Source organism: Synechococcus sp. BDU 130192, assembly GCF_963876085.1.
In the GTDB taxonomy this organism is placed as follows: Bacteria; Cyanobacteriota; Cyanobacteriia; order Cyanobacteriales; family MRBY01; genus MRBY01.
The window spans coordinates 1-18906 of record NZ_CAWNNO010000019.1; the positions used below are offsets into that span (position 1 = coordinate 1).

An 18906-nucleotide genomic window follows, 5' to 3' on the forward strand; every position below is an offset into this window, starting at 1 on the left:
CGCTATGGTTTTGACTTATTACGTCGCTTTTTTACCGTTTCTACCCAACCTCTACTTGGGTCAGGGTTTCACCCCATACAATTTTTGTCCTGTACTTAGATACGCTGTACAAAACTTTTACTAAGGAATTGTATATTTTCGATAAGAAGCGATAATTTGACGAGGAGATGGACAGTGCCAATTCCCCATTGAAAGAGAGCCTTGGGTTATTTTGCCATCGATAATCCTGAGTACTTTCTCCACTAACTTTTCTTGCTTACACAAAATTCTTGACAATCCCGCGGCAGCATCAGGAATATCTTTCCTCCCTGGCGATCACCGAACGCATCGAACGGTCTAACGCCAATGCCCTCACCTACCAGCAGCAATTACAGGAGTTCGAGAACCAACAGCGCAGCCGTGCCTACCAACTCAGTGACCTCAATACCAAACTCGCCGATGTGGAAAGTCGCCTTGCCCAAGTCTCTACCATCCGTAGCCCTTACCCTGGTACTGTGCGCCGCATCAGGTGGCTGGAGCAGAGCGAAGGCACAATCAATGCCGAAATTACCCTACGACTTGGCGACCCTGACCCAATGCCAGATCGAGAATGACACCGATTTACAACTCATTGCCCAGGCTAAAAATGTTGAAGTAGCTCGTTTAGAGAATCTTGAAGCCTCAGCCGATTACCAACGCGATCGCCGCTGGACGACTTGGTTAAACCCTAATCCCATCAGTATTCTGCAAAATCTTTTTGGGGGTGGCGATCGCCAACGGGCCGAACTGCAAATCTGCACCATGGAAGCCCAGGCCAATGCCAGTCGCCTCAATCTAGTGGAAGCTGATATCAGAACTGAAATGAGAAGATAGGTGCGCAGCTTCGCTGTCTCCGAAGGGAGCGCCGACCAAATCCAAGCCGACCTTGATCAACTGGCCCAACTTGAAACCGAACTCACCGCCGAGCAAAAACGCCTTCAACTTTTTGAAATCTACTTCCAACGGGGTCAGGGCAGCCCTGCCGAATACCTCAACTTCCAGAATCGTTTGACCCAGCTAACCGCAGAAAAAGAGAAATTAACCGCGACGATTAACGACATCTGCAACTACACAGATTTAAGACAATGATGCTAAATTCCCCGGGTTAGACAAAAGGATTAACAATGGTGAGCTGATCATAAATCCGCTGATTATTGTGTAAGTCTTCACTAAATAACTGACTACACCGAGATTCTAGGGCACTCGCAACAATCAGACTATCGAAATAACTAAATTGATACCGTTGGGCAATCCCCAAAGCTTGGTTAATCGTTTCAGTCGAAACTGTCGCCACTTGAAATTGCTGAGTCAGTTCAGTGACTACATCAATAATTTGGTTATAGTCCAGCTTAAATTTACGGCGCAGCACGTTAATCGTTTCATTTAAAACTTGGGTACTAATCCAAATGAGTGGCGCTTGGGTGCAGGCGATCGCCCGTTGTTGTTTGTGGGGTTCATCCTGCGAGTAGATATAAATCAGGATATTCGTATCCAGAAAAACCCTATCGCTCATTCGCCTCTAACCGATCAAACTTAAAACCTTGAGTATTGAGGGCGATCGCCTGAAATTGACGCTGGGGGGGGGTTGGCTCCTCAGAATCCTCCAGCACAATAATCCGAATTGTTTTTCCTTCAAGTTGTGGCGTATATTCAGCAGGAAGATTCACAATCCCATTGTGGATAGTCGTTTTGAACTCAATAGCTTGCATGATACGAAAGTAATGGGAGGATGCTATCCAGTTTAGCCTGTATCACAGCCCAGAAAACCTCGATGATTTTTACCTTATTTTTGAGAGCTTATTTATACAGCTCTCCTGCCCCCAATCTGGGAGGGATTTTAAGCGATCAATGGAATCAAAGTCTTCCAAAATAAGGAATTTAGGCTTCAACGTGAGACTTCGGCGTGACCTCAGTCGAACGGAGCAGATCAAGGAATTCATTTACTTTATGAATAGCCTCTTACCCAGGCCTCCAGCTATAAACTCTTATTCCCTAGGTGTTGGTGTTAGAATACCTCTAGAGTAGGAAAAATATAAATTTTATTCCTACTATGATTAAGTTTTACTCTTCCTAACAATGTAAATGGAGGTATAGTGTGGTTTCTTGGAAACAAACAGCTGCTCTCACGGCGATCGCACTTGCTATGGGCAATATTTTGAGCGTCAACGCACAGTCACGCGAAAAGTTGACAGGTTGTCTTGTTGACAGAGAAGGCTTCCCAGTAACGAATACTTCGTCCAACTATGGACGGCTTAGTTTTGCCCCAGAGGGAACAATCAGACAAGTTGCGGCCAATACCGAAGAAACACTGGAATGTATGGGCAACGGACAGTGGGAGACACCACGGCGTGGTGGGCCAGCATATCCACCAAAGGAGAAGCCACCTAAAATTAAACCATCACCCGATGACCTCGAATGGGCTGAACCAAATCCCGGTGGCCTAGATCGAGACTGGAGTTTGGAAGAGTCTGGGGGCAATACCCTGCCTATCTCAGAATCCGAAGGCTTTGGGGGAAGCGAACCCTGCGGCATCATTGGACACAATTGCCCATAGCAAAATTCAAAATGCAGTTTTGAAAAGACGATGCCATGCCTATTTGAAGATGGCAGAATCTTTACGCAAAAGAGCACCCTAGTTCATAGGTGGCATTAGATACACAGTGAAAATAGATACCCCACACCCCGTCAGGAAGAAAATTGCGCCTGTGCCTTATTCGTTTTTTCTGGGGGATTTTCTACTTTTTTGTGGGGTGATAGTCTAATCAGACAGCCCTAGTTCACTTGTATGCCATGAAGGAAGTTCAGCGGTTACTTGCCCTCACCACATCAATCATTAAACATCCCATCCGAGCCATTCCAATTTTAATTGGCCTTAGCCTAGTGGTTTTTGGGGCGCAGAATTATCAGCCCGCCGCTGACCCTGTAGCAATCGACCCTACTGCTTCTACAGAGGCCACCACAAATCCTTGTCCTGTCCATCTCCCTAATGGCCTACCTACCGGAACGCCAACTACCAATGATTTAATCGTGCGGGATATCTACTGCCTCAGTTCTAATGACGATACTAAGTTTGCCGATTGGGTTGCTTTCCGCCTAGATCAGGAAACCATCACTGGTAGCTCTGACCAAGACCGGGAGTGGGAAGCTGATCCCAAAATTCACCGTGATGAAACCCTCGAACCCGAAGACTTTCGGGGAGCCTACAAGTGGGGAAACTATGACCGGGGCCATCTAGCTCCCCTCGCCTCATTCCGAGGGAAGAACTGGCAGCAAGTGAACTATCTCAGCAACATTACCCCCCAGAAAGCTGGCCTGAACCGGGGCGCTTGGAAAGAACTCGAAGAATATGAGCGGGATCTTGTTAGACAATATGGCGAAGTCTATGTGATTGTCGGCACTGCCTATGATGACCACCCCCTCGGCCTAATCAATGCCGACGAACCGAACGATATTCCTGATTACTTCTGGCGGATTATTCAATATGAAGGGAAACTCGAAGCCTATCTCTTTCCCCAGGACACTCCATCCGGCACTGACTTTCGCCTGGGTAAAACCACTGTCCATGAAGTAGAGCAGTGGAGTGGCCTGAATTTTGGTTTACAAAAATAATGAGGGTTGGCGATCGCCGTCATTCCTAGTAGTGCCATAAAATTTGATCCCATTTTCCCGGAAATGAGCTATAAAAGTGTTTAGACCCCACTCTTTCGCTGTGGTCTAGCGGAACGGGTGAAGCAGTGTCACTACTGAAAAAGGAGACCCCAAAAATGAATACTCAGGACAATTATGGTGCTCGCCTCCAGGCCAGTACACCAAGACCATCCTTAAATTTGGCGGCCATAGTGCGTGCTCTCGTTCCGGCAGTTGAAGTTTCTTCGGAAAATATCACCGCCCAGCATGCTAAAAATTTGCCATTTATCCATTTCAGCAAAGAAAAAAAACGTCTCAGACTCATCACTTCTGGTGTTTTATATCGTCTTTTCAGTGCTCCAGACTTTAAAAAAACCTTCAGTCTCAATCCAGAGCTACCCCAACAGGGATTTATCTGCGATTTTCAAAAACCGAAATCTGGTAATGTTGCCTTGCTTGGTGGTCAACTAACCGAAGGCAATCAGGCGGAGCTACCGGGGTTATTAAATCGTTTACTCAAGGCTATTGATGGAGCTTTACCCAGCGATACGGAATTATCTCAGTTATTGCTCCAGGATAGTGAACAGCAATTAGAGCAACTGAGAAAAAAAATTCGTGCTGCAGCGCCTCAAAAGCCACAAAAGACGACGATACAACCGATTCAACTTCAACGGGTTCACCCAAAAGCTAAGCCTCGGAAAGTTGCCACGGTTATTACAGCCAAAGAGAAGGTGGAGGCGGAGAATTATTTTGAACGAATGAAAGCGGCGATCACCAATTACTTAGACCAAGAAGATTGGGATGAAGATGAAATTGACGATGCCATCGAAATCCTAGAAACAGAACGGGAGCGCAGTGACAGTCAACTCCGACGGTTTTTCTTGTTTTTAGACGGTGAAGCCTTGGCAAGGGTGCGCCTCAAGATTAACCTCGGCATCATGGCAAGTATTGCAGCGATCGCCCGATTAAATCAAGATGTTGTTCCAGCGAATCAATTACTCGCCGATTACGTTGAAACCATTGTCAATATTGTCGAAAAAGGCGAAGAACTAAAAATCAATGTTGACCTGAGCAAACACTTTGGGATTAATTGTAAATTTGATTTGCATGATGACCTCTGCCGAGCCAATTTTTACCACTGTTTGCCCATCTGGTCGGTAGCTAAAACGCAGATATTTGAAGAGAAAACCTTTTCCGAATCTGGGGAGATGTTGCAGCGGGAAGTGAGTTATCGTTTCCGCGTCAATGGCAACAATCCCGAAAGCGGAAAAACTGCTCTACTGAGTCGCCTCGATGATATCCAAGAAGTTCTCCAGCAAGGGCTTGAACAAAATACTGACATATCCCCCTGGAAAATTAATCGGAAGCTTGCAGAGCTGCTATTTCTCTACAGCGTGATTCCTGCAGATCGGCCATCTGATCAGGTCTTGAGCAATTTCAATCTTCAGCAATGGGAAGACCGTTTTCAAAAACTGGTTACATGGTTGCAAAGGGACGGGGAGAAAAGCATCCAGGAAAAAATCAATGAGATGATCGATAGTCTCCGGGGACGAGATAAAGTCCTCAAACAAATCGTCACGGCCTTAACGCGCATTTTGAGAACACAGGGCGATCGCCTCCTGGAGCAGCTCAACAAAACCTGTTCCCAGCAATTTATCTGCATTGATCGAGATCTCATCAACTGGGATGTCTTAGCCAGTAACCATGGGGGTAACTTTCTGAGGGGTAAAGGCTCCCAGGAAAAAATTGAATGGTTAAAACAGATCAAAGTTCAAGATACCCCTGATGCCTCCTGTTTATTTTCCGTGGCGGTTACGACAGAATTGTCTGGCTACAACATTGTTCCCCTAGAAGATGCCGCCTGGGAACTGAAAGCACAACGGGTCTTTTCGCCGCAACTATTGCAAGTTCTCTGGGTGCCCTATTATCGGGGAGAAAAATTAGAGACGGGTTTATACCAAGGCTATCGAGCGCTTCCTGAGACAAAAATTTTAGGACAATGGTCATTAGATGCCGCCATCCAAATTGAATATGAGGCGGAAACGCTCCAGCGCAAAAAAACAAGGAAAAACGACGAAAATTCACCTTACTATCATGCAGTGGCGATCGCCGCCTTTAAAGTCCTAGTTTATGTCACCCTCTGGCGCATTCTTCAACGTCTAAAAGCGCGTACTGAGGAGCCCTTTACGACCCTAATGTTGCGGTTTCAGCCCGATAAAAATGCCGGCAGCCAAGATGAATTTATTAGCGGTGAAGATTTTGTTTATGCCGCAGCCCAAAGTATTGAAACGGTTTTAAATCAAGATGTGCCTCTGAGAATGCAAGGGTTAATTCTCGATAAGGTTGCGCCAACTCAACCCAATGCCAATTACGTCAAAAAAGGCTTTTTCCAGGCTCTGTCGAGTGCTTTTCCCCTATGTGTTAGTACGCCAAAGCCTCCCCAGGTCGAGCGTCTGGGCATGATTACCTATGCAACTCGTCCCTGTGATAGCACCCCTGAATCTCCAGATTCAAGCTATTTATTGGTGAGTAAAAGTTACTTGGCAACTGCCGTTGATCAACCCTTTTCAGGCTATAAAATTCAGACCCAGAAAACAAACATTGACATTCTTGATGGCGATCAGCAAATCCAGCAACAGCGGCTGATCAAAGAGGAGATTGTTGCCCTCCAAAAACAAGGCTGTCAACATATCCTTTTGATTTCTAATAGCTATGGCGGCCGTAAATTCAATCGCACTGCAGCCCACAATAACCATCTTCTCCAGGCGACTGTTCTTGAGGAGGTCTTTCGGGAATTCCCTAACCTATACCTTTATCCTCTCCTGCAGGATAATTTCCCGGCCACGCGATTGTACGACAAACGCTTTAACCAATGCTTTAACCAAGGCTTTGAAATCAACCGTGCTGAATACCATGGGAATTTCGGGCGATCATTTGAGAGCCGAGACCACAAAGACCTAATTCCTGCTTATACTTTTGCCACCCTCAACGTTGTTGGCGACGGTAAAGACAGGCCCCAGTCAGGATTCTGTGCCTACTTCCTTATGTCTGATTATGGCGTGAGTAATCCTAACTGGATTGAGCGATCGCGCCAACACTTATTGAATGCCGACGGCCAATCTCCGATTCATCCCAGCCTCATCAGCCTATTGCGGGGTGTACATTTCCTTGAAAGTGAGAAATTTAGTAAAGAGACGATTCAGCCCGTGCTCAATCCCTACGGTTGGATCAGCCCAACCACAAAAGCCGCCGCCGGGGAGGTGCAAATTCTCAAAAGCCGCCGGGGAGGTGCCGTTTATCTTAGCTACAGTGCCCTGTTGAGCCATTTATCCGCTGTTCTTCATCGCCAATAATAAAATCCTGAATCCCGATGAATCATCTGACCTTTGCTCAACAGGCTTCCCATTGGGGCCGGATCTTTGAAGTTGCTGTGCAACGGGGGGCTTTGGCTCAACTTCTATACCAGAGTCTACTAACAAAAGACCACCCCAGTCTCCAGCCTTGGCAGCAAACTAAAACCAGCCAACTGAACCATGATTTAGTCCAAGCATTGGGCCTCACCGATCCAACGGCGATCGCCTGGGCAAAATCCAGGGTTTCTTATTTGCTTGTTCTGGGCTATGGTCTCGGTTGGACAACTGTGCGCCAGTGGTTACAGACAGTAAATCCCAGAAATTCGAGAAATTACCAGCTCGCAGGAATTTGGTGTCCTCTCTTTTTACCCAGCCAAGACCGCGACGCCGATCTCGAACGGGAAGATACAGTTCGCAATTTTCAACAATCCTTCGGGCAACTTTATGGCGATCGCCACCCTTTAGATCTCGGTCTTGTGTCGAAGGGAAAGCCTGCGAGGGCAGATTTTCTCCTTTGGTTGACCCATAAACGCGGTAAACCGGATCAGGTGCTGTGTTTGGAGTTGTCCTACAAAATGTCCGCCAAAGTCTTAGCCGATTACGAACAGGAGGAAGCCCATTACCTCGATCTGTTGCAGTATGTCAGGGGCATGGATTCTAGGGGCGTTTTTGCCCGGGTCTGCGCGGAGGTAGAGGGGGAAAATCTTGGTATTTCAGAAGGATTAAACACTTTTCTGGCGGGTATCTCCAGTCGTGACAAACCCTTTTATAAACTTTGTCAGGGTTCAAGTTATCTCACCGCTTTTTTGGATCTATTGCGATCACACGGGGGCTTAGAAAAAACCTACCATGCCACGGTGATAGCCGTTACGAATAACGGCTTAGAAAGCTTACAAGCCGATTGTGCTACTACTGGCCCCGATCCAGACCCTCGCCTCAAACTCATGCGCACCCTAGGGGAAGCCTATCAAGGACAGACTGAACTAGTAGAGGATGATCCAGAGGCTTTTAACAAAGCAGTCCAGAGCATTTTCAAGAAAATTCTCAAGGCTTTGCCGACTCCCTTTAAAAGTCAGGTTAAGGAGTTGCTCAAGCGACCTTATATAGGCGAGGAATTGCAGTTGGATGTTGTTGAAGAAGTTACAGATTTCTATCAACCCATGGATGAAATCAGCCTGACAGAAATTATCGAACAGGTACAGGTTACCCCAGATCTGGAGGATTTTTTTGGATGTGATCCCAGACAAGTCATCAACCAAGCCCTCCGTAAAAAAAACCATGGTCAAACCACTATCTCTCTACGTGATGCCCATGCTGCAGCGATCGCGGCAGCCTTAGAGCATTGCCCTACGGGAGAATTTCGGGCGATCGCCCTAGAGGGTAATCCTGGCATTGGAAAAACAACGGCAGTCGTCGATTTTTTAAAAGAACAACAAACGGGCTTTCTGTTTCTTTACCTCAGTCCCCGAGTGGTGATTAATCGAGATGTTACTGATAAATTTGCCCAAGCATCGTCACGTCAAAAGTCTGGCATCTTGACCCTAACCAGTAACGCCCGTGTTATTCGAGAAGCGCCCCAATGGTACCAAAATCAAGGTTTTCAGGCGAAAAAAGATAGTGCGGTGGTGGCCCATGGTTGTGATTTTCGGAAGCCCAATAACTCAATTCTTTATCTAACCCCCACTGAAGAGCAGGAAATTGACCTAACCATTACCAAATCAAGACGATATAAACGAACTTTGAGCGATCGCCAAGGGGAAATGAAACACCGCGTTTCTGCTGGCGTTTTAAACACCCTAGCCCAAGCGACCCAAGGGCTCTTGAGCCATAATCCCCAACTGAATCAGATCGTTTTGACTGCGGCGATCCAAGGCTATCGAGAACTGGCAGGTAAAACGACCATTGATTCCCTGAGTAAATTATTTTGTACCAGTGCCAAAAAGAAAAAGGGGGTTGAAGAGCGCCGGGCCTTTGCCCAGAAAATCCCGACAATTCTGGTGATGGTTGATGAAATCGCCGGGGATGGGGCCGGTTCTTTATGCTGTCGTCAATTGGTGACCTGGCTCCAACAGGAATTTATTGAGCCTTTCAAAACCCAGGGAGAAACCTCGCCTTTCCAGGTGGTGCTAATTTTGGCGGATGCGTCCTTAGGCAATCCGGACGTTTTAAGCCGCTACCTCGAGGGGGCCAGCGAGAACCAAAACTCACCTAATCGCGTTTTGATTAGTCCATCACAGCTAAATCCCCAAGCCCCGCAGACAGGTTTTCCCTTTGGGGCGATCGCCAAACCATTAAAGCTGGGTCGAGGGGGTCGAAAGCCCACATTCCATGTGATGACCAATAGCTTTCCTGCCTCCCAATTAACCATCCATTATCGATTGCAACTCTCCAGGATTGAGGTGAATCCAGACCCTACCCAACCAGCACGACTGCATCAGCTTATTCGTCAACAAAAAGGCGACGAAATCCTTACCAATGCCTGCCGAGAAATTCGTCAAGCGGTCTCTGGCGGTGCCCAACAGATCATCTTTTTTGCCCAAGATAAGCGCTTTCTGCGGGATCTACGCCAAGCTTTAAGGCAAGATTTTGGAAACACGATAGATGCAGATGAAATTGCCATCTTAGATCAAAATACCAACGAGCAAGAACGCCTAGCACTGGTCACGTCACCCAGGCGCGAGCAAGTGAAGATTTTTCTGCTGACTTCCTCTGGTTCTCGGGGAGTATCTTTTCCAAAGGCTGACCATATTATTACCCTCATGCCCCGCTTCCAGATTGAAACGGCTCTGATGGAAGTGGCTCAATTAATCTACCGTGGCCGTGGTTCCTATCGAGACCCAGACACCCAAGCGCAAATCAATGGCGATCGCCAACCGCGAAAATTGGTGATGTTATTGCAGGATTTTTTCTTTACCTCAACAGAGGATGAAGCCCCAGGAAACCCAGAATTAGTAAGGCAATGGCTCCGTAAAACCAGTGACTTATTCACCCTCTTGGTGATGCTCCGCTCAACCATTCACACACGTATTAAAGGCGATGCTGGTCTTAAAGGGAAAAATTTGGCCTTTGTCCCCGTGGGCATGACTGGCGATGAGGAGCTCTTACATCTCCTAAATGAAGACGTCCTGGGTTTTCTCACGGAAGCTCATATTTTTATGGGAGAACCCCACAGTTCAGAATATAAAGGCGTTGTAGAAAGCGCTAGACAAAAAGTAGAAGACCTCTTCAGACGATTTGATTTAATTGGCAAAACCACAAATCCCCAAGCTCAATCTTTCGTGAATTACCAAAATCTCGAAAAATTTTGCCAAGCTGTCCAGGGTCGTCATTTACTACCCGATCCCCAAGAATTCCCCTTTCTACGAATTCCAGAACAAACCTATGCCCTTGGGCCTTACTGGTTGGAGGACTGGGGCGATCGCCAAATCGAAGAACAGATTACTTTCCCAGGTTGGAGCACCGAACAGCAAGAAAAAATTGAAAGTCTCTTAAAGCAGCTTGGCCTTATTGCAAACACTCAACATTTGCCGAAGAATTTGAAGCTGTCCGCCCGGGAACTCTACCACTTACTGCACCATGATCAGGGAGAGAAAGATCTTAAAGAATATCTTACCTCCCAAAAAAACACGTCTCGCCATTGGGCGATCGCCTTACCCATTGCCTATGCTCAATTTTGGCATCCTGACTATGACCAACAAGGTCGTAAACAACATCTCGAAGAACCTATGCGCTGGCATTATGGTCTTGGTAGATGTCTTGATAGCTGGCAATTAATCTCGCCTGTAATCCCTAAATATGAGGAATTCCCCTGGGCTGCCAGCACGGATAAACAAATTCAAATGTACTTAAAAGCTCTATTCGATAAAAAATATTTTGTGATTTCCTATGAACTTAATTTGCTGAATCTTATCCTCCTAGAGGACACTTAAAATAAAAGATTTAATACAGATTTACTCCAAGAAATTTTTGTCGCGCATAATTTATTGGCGATCGCCTACAATAAAAAACCTAAGCAGTTCGGTTTTTAACGTTAATGCCCAAAATTCTGGAGGATCAAAAGCTTAGCCTCAGCATCTACATTTATACCAACGATCACGAACCCGCCCATGTCCATGTATTTTGTGGCAGAAAAAAATCCCGACGACAACCCGGCATGAAAATTCATCTTGGTTCTACTGAGCAAGCCCCGAAACTCATCGAAGCCCATCCTAGCCTGGCAAACAAAGAGATTATCAGTGCCCTCAAGCTCGTTGCCCAAAACCAAAAATATCTATTGGAGAAATGGCATGACATCCACCGAAACTAAATGGCAAAAAGACTTTTCAGAAGAAGCCCTCGCCGCTGAAATTGCCCAGGCCAAAACCGTTGCCCAACAAGCCGAAACCACCGAACCCTGTGCGAAAAATGCCTATTATGATGGCGATTGCCAACTGATGGTGATTGAGCTAACTAACGGCGCAATCTTTAGCTTTCCACCCCACCTTGCCCAAGGATTACAACAGGCAATCCCTGAGCAACTGAATGACTGTTGGCTCGATGCCTCAGGACGGAGTATTCACTGGAGAAGCCTCGACGTAGACTTTAGTATCGCGGGACTGATGACCGGAATTTTTGGCACACAGACATGGATGAAAGAAATCGGTCGTCGCGTTGGTCAAGCCAAATCTTCTGCCAAACAACAAGCCGCTCGTGCCAATGGCAAAAAAGGTGGTAGACCTCTTAAAACTGCCACCATTGAAGACCTCTTTTTCTCTAGCGAATTTCTTTAATCATACTGAGATGGATGGCGATCGCCTTTTTGGATAAGGGTGCTTTAAACTGTATTATCGTAAGCTTGCTGAAATCGCTGAAACTACTTCTACATAAAGGTTTCACTGGAAACATCTCAAAATTATCGTAAGCTTAGGCTATTTTTTGTCTACTCTTAAATTAATTCTATCGCTGGGGATCATTGCTCCATAAGCTTTTCAGGGGGGCGATCGCCGTTGTATTTTTCCAAAAAAATAGTCACCCATGGAAAACCGACCAAAGTTTTCGGGTGACAACTCTATTTTATGCCTATGGTAGATATTTGGCGATGCTACACAGCAGTAAAAAAGCTCACAAAACTCATATTCGAGAGAATTTGCCAGAAAATGTTACATTTTCGTGATTCTAGTTGTAGGTAATGGTTATTTCTTCTTAGCATGGGAAAAATCACTGGAAACCGACTACCTATGCCAGTATTAATAAAGTACTCTGTTAGATTTCAGTATCCTTGCTTTCAATTTCTTGATTTCAGCTAATTCTTCCCTTCAGTAATTGTTGGAAATCAGGCTTAGAGTATTGTATTGCAAGGATTACGAGTGTGTTAAAGCCAAATGTTCTGATCAAAAGTTCTTTGTACCCAGAAGTAGTCAGGGTCATTAGTTCTAGTCCGATGGGGTCTTCTCTGAAGGTACAAGCTGTTGGCTTAGAGACGAATCGTTTTTATGACCAGATTTTAAATGCGGCACAGATTGAACAATTGGCTTTTATTAAGCAAGCAGAGAGCTTTGATGCAGATCCGCGTCGTTTTCGTTTAGCTGTTGATGCCCTCCGCTGGGGATTGGCGTATGAATATGATCCCTATTTTTCGCTGGCGATCGCCCGTGTTGATCCGCTTCCTCACCAGTTAGAAGCGGTCTATGACTATTTTCTGAAGTCTGGCAGAATTCGGTTTCTATTGGCTGATGACCCTGGTGCGGGAAAAACGATCATGGCGGGTCTGCTACTCAAGGAATTGAAGATTAGAGGTCTAGCCCAAAGGGTTCTCATCGTTGCTCCTGCCAACTTAACATTCCAGTGGCAGCGAGAGATGAAGGATAAGTTTAGGGAAGATTTTGAAGTTCTTAGGGGCGATACCTTGAGGGCAAACTATGGTCAAAATCCATGGCAAGAAAAAAATCAAGTTGTGACTTCTGTATCTTGGGTTTCAAGGATTGAAGATGCACGAGAAAGTTTGCTTAGGGCTAATTGGGATTTAATTATTGTCGATGAAGCCCATAAAATGAGTGCTTATAGTGAAAAGAAAAAGACTTTAGCGTACAAGCTTGGGGAAGAATTATCCAAATTAACTGACCATTACTTATTGATGACAGCGACTCCCCATAAGGGAGATCCAGATAATTTTTGTTTATTTTTGGAGTTATTAGATAAGGATGTTTATGGAGATGTAAAAAGTCTGCATAAAGCAATGGAAGATAATGCTGCGCCATTTTATCTCCGTCGAACAAAAGAATCCCTTGTGACTTTTCCCGATCCTGAAACTGGTCAGGTAACTAAATTATTTACAAAGCGGGAAGTAAAAACGATTGATTTCACAATTGATGATGAAGAAGCAGATTTTTACCATGAACTAACTCGGTATGTAGAAGACCAGTCGATTAAGGCTTCTCAAGATGATTCTGGTCGAGGTCGAGCGTTAGGCTTCACAATGGCGATGTTGCAGAGGCGTTTTGCTTCAAGTATGTTTGCTGTACGACGTAGCCTAGAGCGGATGAAAGATAGACGTGAAAAGATTTTGGAAGATCCAGAGGCTTATCGTCAACAAAAAATTAATAGTAAATTACCTGATGATTTTGATGATTTAACAGAGCAAGAACAGCAAAATATCCTGACTAATTTGGAGAATGTTGTTGCTTCTATTGACCCACAAGATTTACGTGATGAAATTGTGGAATTGACTAAGCTGATTAGAATGGCTTTGGAGCTTGAAACGGGTGAAGTAGAGTCTAAGTTAGTCAAGCTTAAGGAGGTTATCAATAAATACAGGTTATTTGATGATCCAAAAATGCGGCTACTGATTTTCACCGAGCATAAGGATACATTAGATTACTTGGTTCTAAAGCTTAGGGATTGGGGCTTATCAGTCACGCAAATTCATGGGGGCATGAAGATCGGCGATCGCAATACTCCCAATACCCGAATTTTTGCGGAACGAGAATTTCGGGAGTCCTGTCAAGTGCTGATTGCGACGGAAGCGGCAGGGGAGGGTATTAATCTCCAGTTCTGCTGGCTAATGGTTAATTATGATATTCCATGGAATCCAGTCAGATTAGAGCAAAGGATGGGGCGGATTCATCGCTATGGTCAAGAAAAAGATTGCCTAATTCTCAATTTTGTGTCAACAAATACCCGTGAAGGTCGTGTTCTCAGTAAGTTATTTGAACGGATCAGCGCAATTGAATCTGATTTAGATCCAGAACAAACAGGTAAAGTTTTCAACGTCTTAGGTGATTTATTCCCATCCAATCATTTGGAACGAATGGTGCGGGATATGTATTCTCGAAATTTAACTGAGGATGTGATCAAGGCTCGAATTGTTGAGCAGGTTGATTTACAGCATTTTCAGGAAATCACGAATTCTACCCTCGAAGGCTTAGCTAAGCGGGAACTGGATTTATCGAAGCTACTGGATAAAACTGTTGATGCAAAGGAGAAAAAGCTAACGCCGGAGAGTATTGAAGATTTCTTTGTGGATGCAGCGACGGAAGCGGGTTTAACTCCGAAGCTGGTGCGTAAACATAGCCACGAATACCGAGTTGGGCGTTTACCTAGAACTCTGATGCAAATTGGCGATCGCCTCGAAAGAGATTATGGCAAGCTCGGTAGAAAGTACAAAAATATTGTTTTTGATAAAAATCTGCTGAAAGAAGATGCAACTTTGGAATGGGTGACACCGGGGCATCCATTATTTGAAGCGGTCAGGTTCTCGGTATTAGAGAGTACCCAAGCGGATCTCAAGCAAGGAGCAATCTTTTATGACCTCAATCGTCATGAGCCTTCTTGTCTTGATGTATTCGTGGCAGAAGTCCGGGATGGACGCAGTAATGTACTCCATAAAAAATTATTTGTGGTAGAGACGAGTATTGCTGGAACAATGTCGGTCAAACAGCCAGAAGTTTTCCTTGATTTGGCGATCGCCCCCCCAGAGACCACCCCACCGGATCCTAGTTGTTTGCCGTCGTTGGCATCGGTGGAGACCCATCTCTATGAGAAAGCTTTGGAGCCATTTTTAAATGAGGTTCAGGAAGAGCGTCGGCATACCATCGAGAAGATTCAGGCTCACATGAAAATTAGTCTGAATACCATCATTGATAAGGTTCAGTGCCAATTATTTGAATTGATGGATCAGAAAGCTTCTGGGTCGGAGGAGCAAGGGTTAGAGGGTCGCATTAAACAATTTGAGGATCGTCTGGATGACCTCAATGACCGTTTAGAAAACCGGACTGAGCAGTTAAACCAAGAAATTAATTGTGTGATTGGTGGGATTCATCATTATGGTCGGGCATGGGTCTTACCTCACCCAGATCGGGATTCCCCCACCATGGCGACGATGGTCAGTGATGCGGAAATTGAACGGATTGCCGTAGAAGCTGTTATTGCCCATGAGGAAGCCCAGGGTTATCAGGTGGAGAGTGTGGAGTCCCAGAATCGAGGGTTCGACTTAATCTCTCGCAAACCGCACCCCGAAGACCCCTATACTGCTACTGATGTGCGTTTTATTGAGGTCAAAGGTCGGGCAGGTGTGGGGGCTGTGGCGTTAAGTCGGAATGAGTACCGCACGGCAAAACGATTAAAGCGGGATTATTGGTTATATGTGGTTTTCAACTGTGCAACCCAACCGGAAGTTTATCCGATTCGTGATCCGCAGACTCTAGGTTGGCAACCGATTACAAGCATTGAACATTATCAACTTGAGTCAAATGAAATTTTATTAATGGGACGTTTCTTATAAATTGACAATCTTTAGGCAACATCAAAACCGTCAAGTTGACTTGACACTTTTGCGCTTTAGGCAGGCATCGGGGGCCTGGCTTATTCTTGATCCTGCCATTGCCGCATGGCCTCCGGAATCTATAGATCAGGATATCAGGCGATCGCCCTTGGGGGATGCTTTGATTCTTTTTGCTTCTTTTTGCTTCTTTGGGGGGCGTTCCCTTCTCCCTTTTTGTACTTTTTTATCCCTAGGCAGTGTGGCGATCGCCCCATTGGTTTAATTCGTCACGCAGCTCTGTTAACTGCTCATCGCTTAACTTTTGATATAGCCGCCCCGCAATTTGTGAGCCAGATTCTTCAGGCGGAAACTCAATTTTGATTTTTTCTTTGACAATTCCAACGGCGATCGCCGCCTGCCTGACACTGCGATATTTTTTCCCTTTCCCGATTTCGTCTAAGACTTCAGGATGATCACGGGAAATGCGACGAGTGAGGTATTCGCGATTGTTCCCTTTCTGAATCAAGGTTACATTGTCACCTTGCTGTACTGTCTTTTGTACTAGGCTTCTGTCCCCTCCATGTTCTGCTAGCGGTTGCGATTTCGCTTTCGCTATCACGGCCTCTAGTGCATCTTGGGCCTTGATGGGTTGAGTTTGGTCAAGTAGGTTTACGCCTTCGACGATGTTGTTGACCCAATCTTCTGGCTTGTTGATGTAGTCTGCGAGAAAATCGTCCCAGGTATCAAAGAAGTGTTTATAGAGTTCCTTTTCTTTCCAGGTGGTGATCATCTCAGCGAAGGATCGGCAGTCTTGTTCAAGGTTCCAGAAATTAAACTCTTTGCGGACTTCAAACCGCCGCTTAAGCTCTTCAAAAGGAACTTGATCGTCAGGCAAGCTATTCATTGATCTGTGGACTGTGACTTTTGTGGGTTCAATCATGTCGGGGTGCCTCCTTTATTAATTTCGTGTTTTGTCGCTTTGCCATCTGCCTAAATCTGTCTAAATCCGTCTCATTTTTTCTCACTTTTTCTCACTAGGCCGCCCTTGGATGTCAGCCTTAAACGGCTTTTCCATCTACTTTTTTCTACTTTTTTCTCACTAGGCCGCCCTTGACTCACGCCATTTATACCAGGCCCATCCTGGTTTGTAGCCAAGCTCAGAAGCCGCAAGCTTCCACACTTCCAAGGGAGCATTAAGATCCTTGAGACGATAGCCTACCCAGCCCTTCTGGTAGCCCCTAGCCTCCCTTTCTTCTAACAGCTCATCAAGGGCTTTTTTCCAGAAGCCATCAAGTTCAGGTGATCGCCCTTGTAGACAATTGTCAACAGCACCGGGGGTAATCTCACGGGTAGTTACGTTTGTTTGGATAAGCTCTACTGGCTCCCATTCAATAATTTCGCCCTCAGCATTCTTGACCAATCGTTTTGCCCGCTTGGGTTTTTGGATTCCCTCAAGTGTCCAACTGCGATCGCCACAGGGTAGGCCGTGCCGTTCCCAGTTGCCGCTATGGTCAATAATCAAGGCTTCTGACTTCCCAGGGGCGGGCCTTAGCACCCGACCGACCATCTGTAAAAACAATCCCAGTGACTTCGTAGGGCGGGCCATCTGTAGGGCTTCAATGGCGGGTAAGTCGGTTCCCTCAGTGAATAGTCCTACGTTGCTCACTACTTTGATTTCCCCCGCTTGGAACGCCTCTAGGGCAGCCTTTCTTACTTCTGAGGGTGTTTCCCCATCAAGATGAATTGCGGCAATGCCAGCGGCTTGGTACATGGCGGTAATCGCCCTTGAGTAGTCTCTATCAATGGCAAAAATCAGACACCGTAGCCCGTCACAATGTTGACGGTATGAACTCACTAAATCAGCAGCCAATTGGTCTCTAGGATTAAGTCGTGCCAATGACTTTGAAGTGTAATCGCCGCGTCTCACCGTTGCCCCCTTCACCACCATTGAGTTTTCGGCGGCAAGGTACTTATACGGGGAAAGGTAGCCCGCTTCAATGAGTTGCTTAATCGTTGGCCCTGTGACCATGTGAGAGAACAAATCATCTAGGCCCGCCCCATCGCCTCGACATGGGGTAGCAGTGAACCCTAGGGTGTAGGCGGTCGGAAAGTGGTTAAGGATTTTCCTGTAGGTGGTGGCTGCTGCGTGGTGAGCCTCATCGATGATAATCACCCCGAACCTGTCAGCCGGGTAACGGTGAAGCCGTCTAACCAAAGATTGCACGCTGGCACTTTGGATTAGGCGATCGCCGTTGTCAGGGTAGCCAGCTTTAATAATCCCCACTGGTTGCCCTGAGATGGCCTCAAGTTTTGCTGCCCCCTGAATGACTAATTCTTCTCTATGACTGAGCAGACAGACAGATTCATTCCGCTTGACGAATTCATGGGCGATCGCACTGAGGATAATGGTTTTGCCGCCCCCCGTTGGGAGTTGCCCCAAGGTTGCGTCATGTTTACTGAGGCTCCCTAGAATTTCGGAAACCATTGTTTCCTGGTAGGGGCGTAGTTGAAATTTTTCCATCTGTCTAACCCCCCATTGCCTGTAGCTGAGTTTCCCGACACATCGCCCCGCCGCCATTGGTAAAACTGACGATGTATTCCGCCGCCCCCGGTGATGTCATGGCGGTTTTAATGGTTGCTTCGATTTTCTTCACCCCATCCCAGAACCAGACCATCGCACCGACTGGGAAACTTGGTTTTTTCGGCGTTTTATCAGGGGCGATCGCCACTGGTTCGGGCGGTGAAGTTTGTGGCGGGGGTTCTGGTTTTCTTTCTTGGGGGACATCCAGGGAATCAGTCACAGAAGAGTGCTTTATATATGATCTATTACAATCTTCTGTGACTTCGTGTGTTTTATTGAAAACAGTGTCTATTGCTTGCGGGGCTTGGGTTCCGGCGTCTTTTTCAAGCCATTTAGCCATGATGGGCTCAAAAAATGACGGTCTGTGACTGAGCTGGTAAACTCGGACTTTCCCGACCCCTTCAATGTTGGGCTGCTTCGGGCCGTCTGCTGGCTCTAATGTCAGTCCCATCATGGCTAAAAATTGGTTTGCGGCCTTGATGGGGTACTTGGACTAGAGGGCGCATCTCGACAAAAACCTACGGTTATAGAAAAAATATCGTCTGAAAGTCTTGTATAGAAGCTGTTTTGAGGAGCAACCTTTTTCGGAC

General features: G+C 46.1%; 15 protein-coding genes. 10 read left to right on the forward strand and 5 right to left on the reverse strand.

Translation table 11 applies throughout. The features are described from left to right. Positions 1–269: 269 nt before the first annotated feature. Genes AACT35_RS06545 through AACT35_RS06555 form a run of 3 tightly spaced genes read left to right on the forward strand, consistent with a single transcriptional unit; the run spans position 270 to position 1107 of the window. The gene (locus AACT35_RS06545) at positions 270–593 is read left to right on the forward strand and encodes a hypothetical protein (protein ID WP_216820541.1); all 324 of its coding nucleotides are present in this window, start codon (positions 270–272) and stop codon (positions 591–593) included. After that, positions 538–852 carry a hypothetical protein gene (locus AACT35_RS06550; RefSeq protein ID WP_143596785.1) on the forward strand — a complete coding sequence of 105 codons (315 nt, stop codon included), beginning with the start codon at positions 538–540 and terminating at the stop codon, positions 850–852. Before AACT35_RS06545 ends, AACT35_RS06550 begins: the two co-directional genes overlap by 56 nt. Further along, positions 853–1107: a hypothetical protein gene (locus AACT35_RS06555; RefSeq protein WP_099239348.1), complete on the forward strand. Its 255-nt coding sequence runs from the start codon at positions 853–855 to the stop codon at positions 1105–1107. Between the two features lie 16 nt (positions 1108–1123). Here the strand turns inward: AACT35_RS06555 and AACT35_RS06560 are convergent, their stop codons facing one another. Beyond that, complete coding sequence (locus tag AACT35_RS06560) at positions 1124–1531, reverse strand: PIN domain-containing protein (protein ID WP_099239350.1); 408 nt, start codon at positions 1529–1531, stop codon at positions 1124–1126. After that, a complete protein-coding gene (locus AACT35_RS06565) occupies positions 1521–1727 on the reverse strand; it encodes a hypothetical protein (RefSeq protein WP_030008262.1) in 207 nt (68 codons plus the stop codon). The genes AACT35_RS06560 and AACT35_RS06565 overlap by 11 nt, the downstream gene beginning before the upstream one ends. Before the next feature lie 386 nt (positions 1728–2113). On the opposite strand from AACT35_RS06565, the gene AACT35_RS06570 reads away from it, so the two are divergent. From AACT35_RS06570 to AACT35_RS06600, 7 genes are all read left to right on the forward strand, one after another. Beyond that, positions 2114–2572, forward strand: coding sequence for a hypothetical protein (locus AACT35_RS06570; RefSeq protein ID WP_099239352.1), 459 nt, complete (start codon positions 2114–2116; stop codon positions 2570–2572). 236 nt (positions 2573–2808) lie between these two features. Further along, positions 2809–3627 carry a DNA/RNA non-specific endonuclease gene (locus AACT35_RS06575; protein ID WP_099239354.1) on the forward strand — a complete coding sequence of 273 codons (819 nt, stop codon included), beginning with the start codon at positions 2809–2811 and terminating at the stop codon, positions 3625–3627. A 155-nt stretch (positions 3628–3782) separates the two neighbouring features. Next, positions 3783–6998, forward strand: a complete 3216-nt coding sequence (locus AACT35_RS06580; RefSeq protein WP_099239356.1) for a hypothetical protein — start codon at positions 3783–3785, stop codon at positions 6996–6998. A 17-nt stretch (positions 6999–7015) separates the two neighbouring features. Beyond that, the gene (locus tag AACT35_RS06585) at positions 7016–10927 is read left to right on the forward strand and encodes a helicase-related protein (RefSeq protein ID WP_099239357.1); all 3912 of its coding nucleotides are present in this window, start codon (positions 7016–7018) and stop codon (positions 10925–10927) included. Between the two features lie 104 nt (positions 10928–11031). Next, complete coding sequence (locus AACT35_RS06590) at positions 11032–11304, forward strand: DUF4160 domain-containing protein (protein WP_099239359.1); 273 nt, start codon at positions 11032–11034, stop codon at positions 11302–11304. Further along, on the forward strand, positions 11285–11767 hold the full coding sequence (locus tag AACT35_RS06595) for a DUF2442 domain-containing protein (RefSeq protein WP_099239361.1): 483 nt from the start codon (positions 11285–11287) through the stop codon (positions 11765–11767). The genes AACT35_RS06590 and AACT35_RS06595 overlap by 20 nt, the downstream gene beginning before the upstream one ends. A gap of 650 nt (positions 11768–12417) precedes the next feature. Next, positions 12418–15756 carry a helicase-related protein gene (locus AACT35_RS06600; RefSeq protein ID WP_099239363.1) on the forward strand — a complete coding sequence of 1113 codons (3339 nt, stop codon included), beginning with the start codon at positions 12418–12420 and terminating at the stop codon, positions 15754–15756. 229 nt (positions 15757–15985) lie between these two features. On the opposite strand, the gene AACT35_RS06605 is transcribed toward AACT35_RS06600, so the two are convergent. From AACT35_RS06605 to AACT35_RS06615, 3 genes are all read right to left on the reverse strand, one after another. Further along, entirely contained in the window at positions 15986–16639 is a 654-nt protein-coding gene (locus AACT35_RS06605) for a hypothetical protein (RefSeq protein ID WP_143596786.1), read from the reverse strand. A gap of 195 nt (positions 16640–16834) precedes the next feature. Beyond that, the gene (locus AACT35_RS06610) at positions 16835–18313 is read right to left on the reverse strand and encodes a DEAD/DEAH box helicase (protein ID WP_339374596.1); all 1479 of its coding nucleotides are present in this window, start codon (positions 18311–18313) and stop codon (positions 16835–16837) included. Then, on the reverse strand, positions 18261–18536 hold the full coding sequence (locus AACT35_RS06615; RefSeq protein ID WP_143596787.1) for a hypothetical protein: 276 nt from the start codon (positions 18534–18536) through the stop codon (positions 18261–18263). The genes AACT35_RS06610 and AACT35_RS06615 overlap by 53 nt, the downstream gene beginning before the upstream one ends. Between the last annotated feature and the right edge of the window lie 370 nt (positions 18537–18906).

What these genes read in the sequence shown, in the direction of transcription:
- AACT35_RS06550 (WP_143596785.1), top strand. Translation starts at nt 538, where the DNA reads ATGCCGAAATTACCCTACGACTTGGCGACCCTGACCCAATGCCAGATC.
- AACT35_RS06560 (WP_099239350.1), bottom strand. Translation starts at nt 1,531, where the DNA reads ATGAGCGATAGGGTTTTTCTGGATACGAATATCCTGATTTATATCTAC.
- AACT35_RS06565 (WP_030008262.1), bottom strand. Translation starts at nt 1,727, where the DNA reads ATGCAAGCTATTGAGTTCAAAACGACTATCCACAATGGGATTGTGAAT.
- AACT35_RS06575 (WP_099239354.1), top strand. Translation starts at nt 2,809, where the DNA reads ATGAAGGAAGTTCAGCGGTTACTTGCCCTCACCACATCAATCATTAAA.
- AACT35_RS06580 (WP_099239356.1), top strand. Translation starts at nt 3,783, where the DNA reads ATGAATACTCAGGACAATTATGGTGCTCGCCTCCAGGCCAGTACACCA.
- AACT35_RS06585 (WP_099239357.1), top strand. Translation starts at nt 7,016, where the DNA reads ATGAATCATCTGACCTTTGCTCAACAGGCTTCCCATTGGGGCCGGATC.
- AACT35_RS06590 (WP_099239359.1), top strand. Translation starts at nt 11,032, where the DNA reads ATGCCCAAAATTCTGGAGGATCAAAAGCTTAGCCTCAGCATCTACATT.
- AACT35_RS06595 (WP_099239361.1), top strand. Translation starts at nt 11,285, where the DNA reads ATGACATCCACCGAAACTAAATGGCAAAAAGACTTTTCAGAAGAAGCC.
- AACT35_RS06600 (WP_099239363.1), top strand. Translation starts at nt 12,418, where the DNA reads ATGGGGTCTTCTCTGAAGGTACAAGCTGTTGGCTTAGAGACGAATCGT.
- AACT35_RS06605 (WP_143596786.1), bottom strand. Translation starts at nt 16,639, where the DNA reads ATGAATAGCTTGCCTGACGATCAAGTTCCTTTTGAAGAGCTTAAGCGG.
- AACT35_RS06610 (WP_339374596.1), bottom strand. Translation starts at nt 18,313, where the DNA reads ATGGCGGCGGGGCGATGTGTCGGGAAACTCAGCTACAGGCAATGGGGG.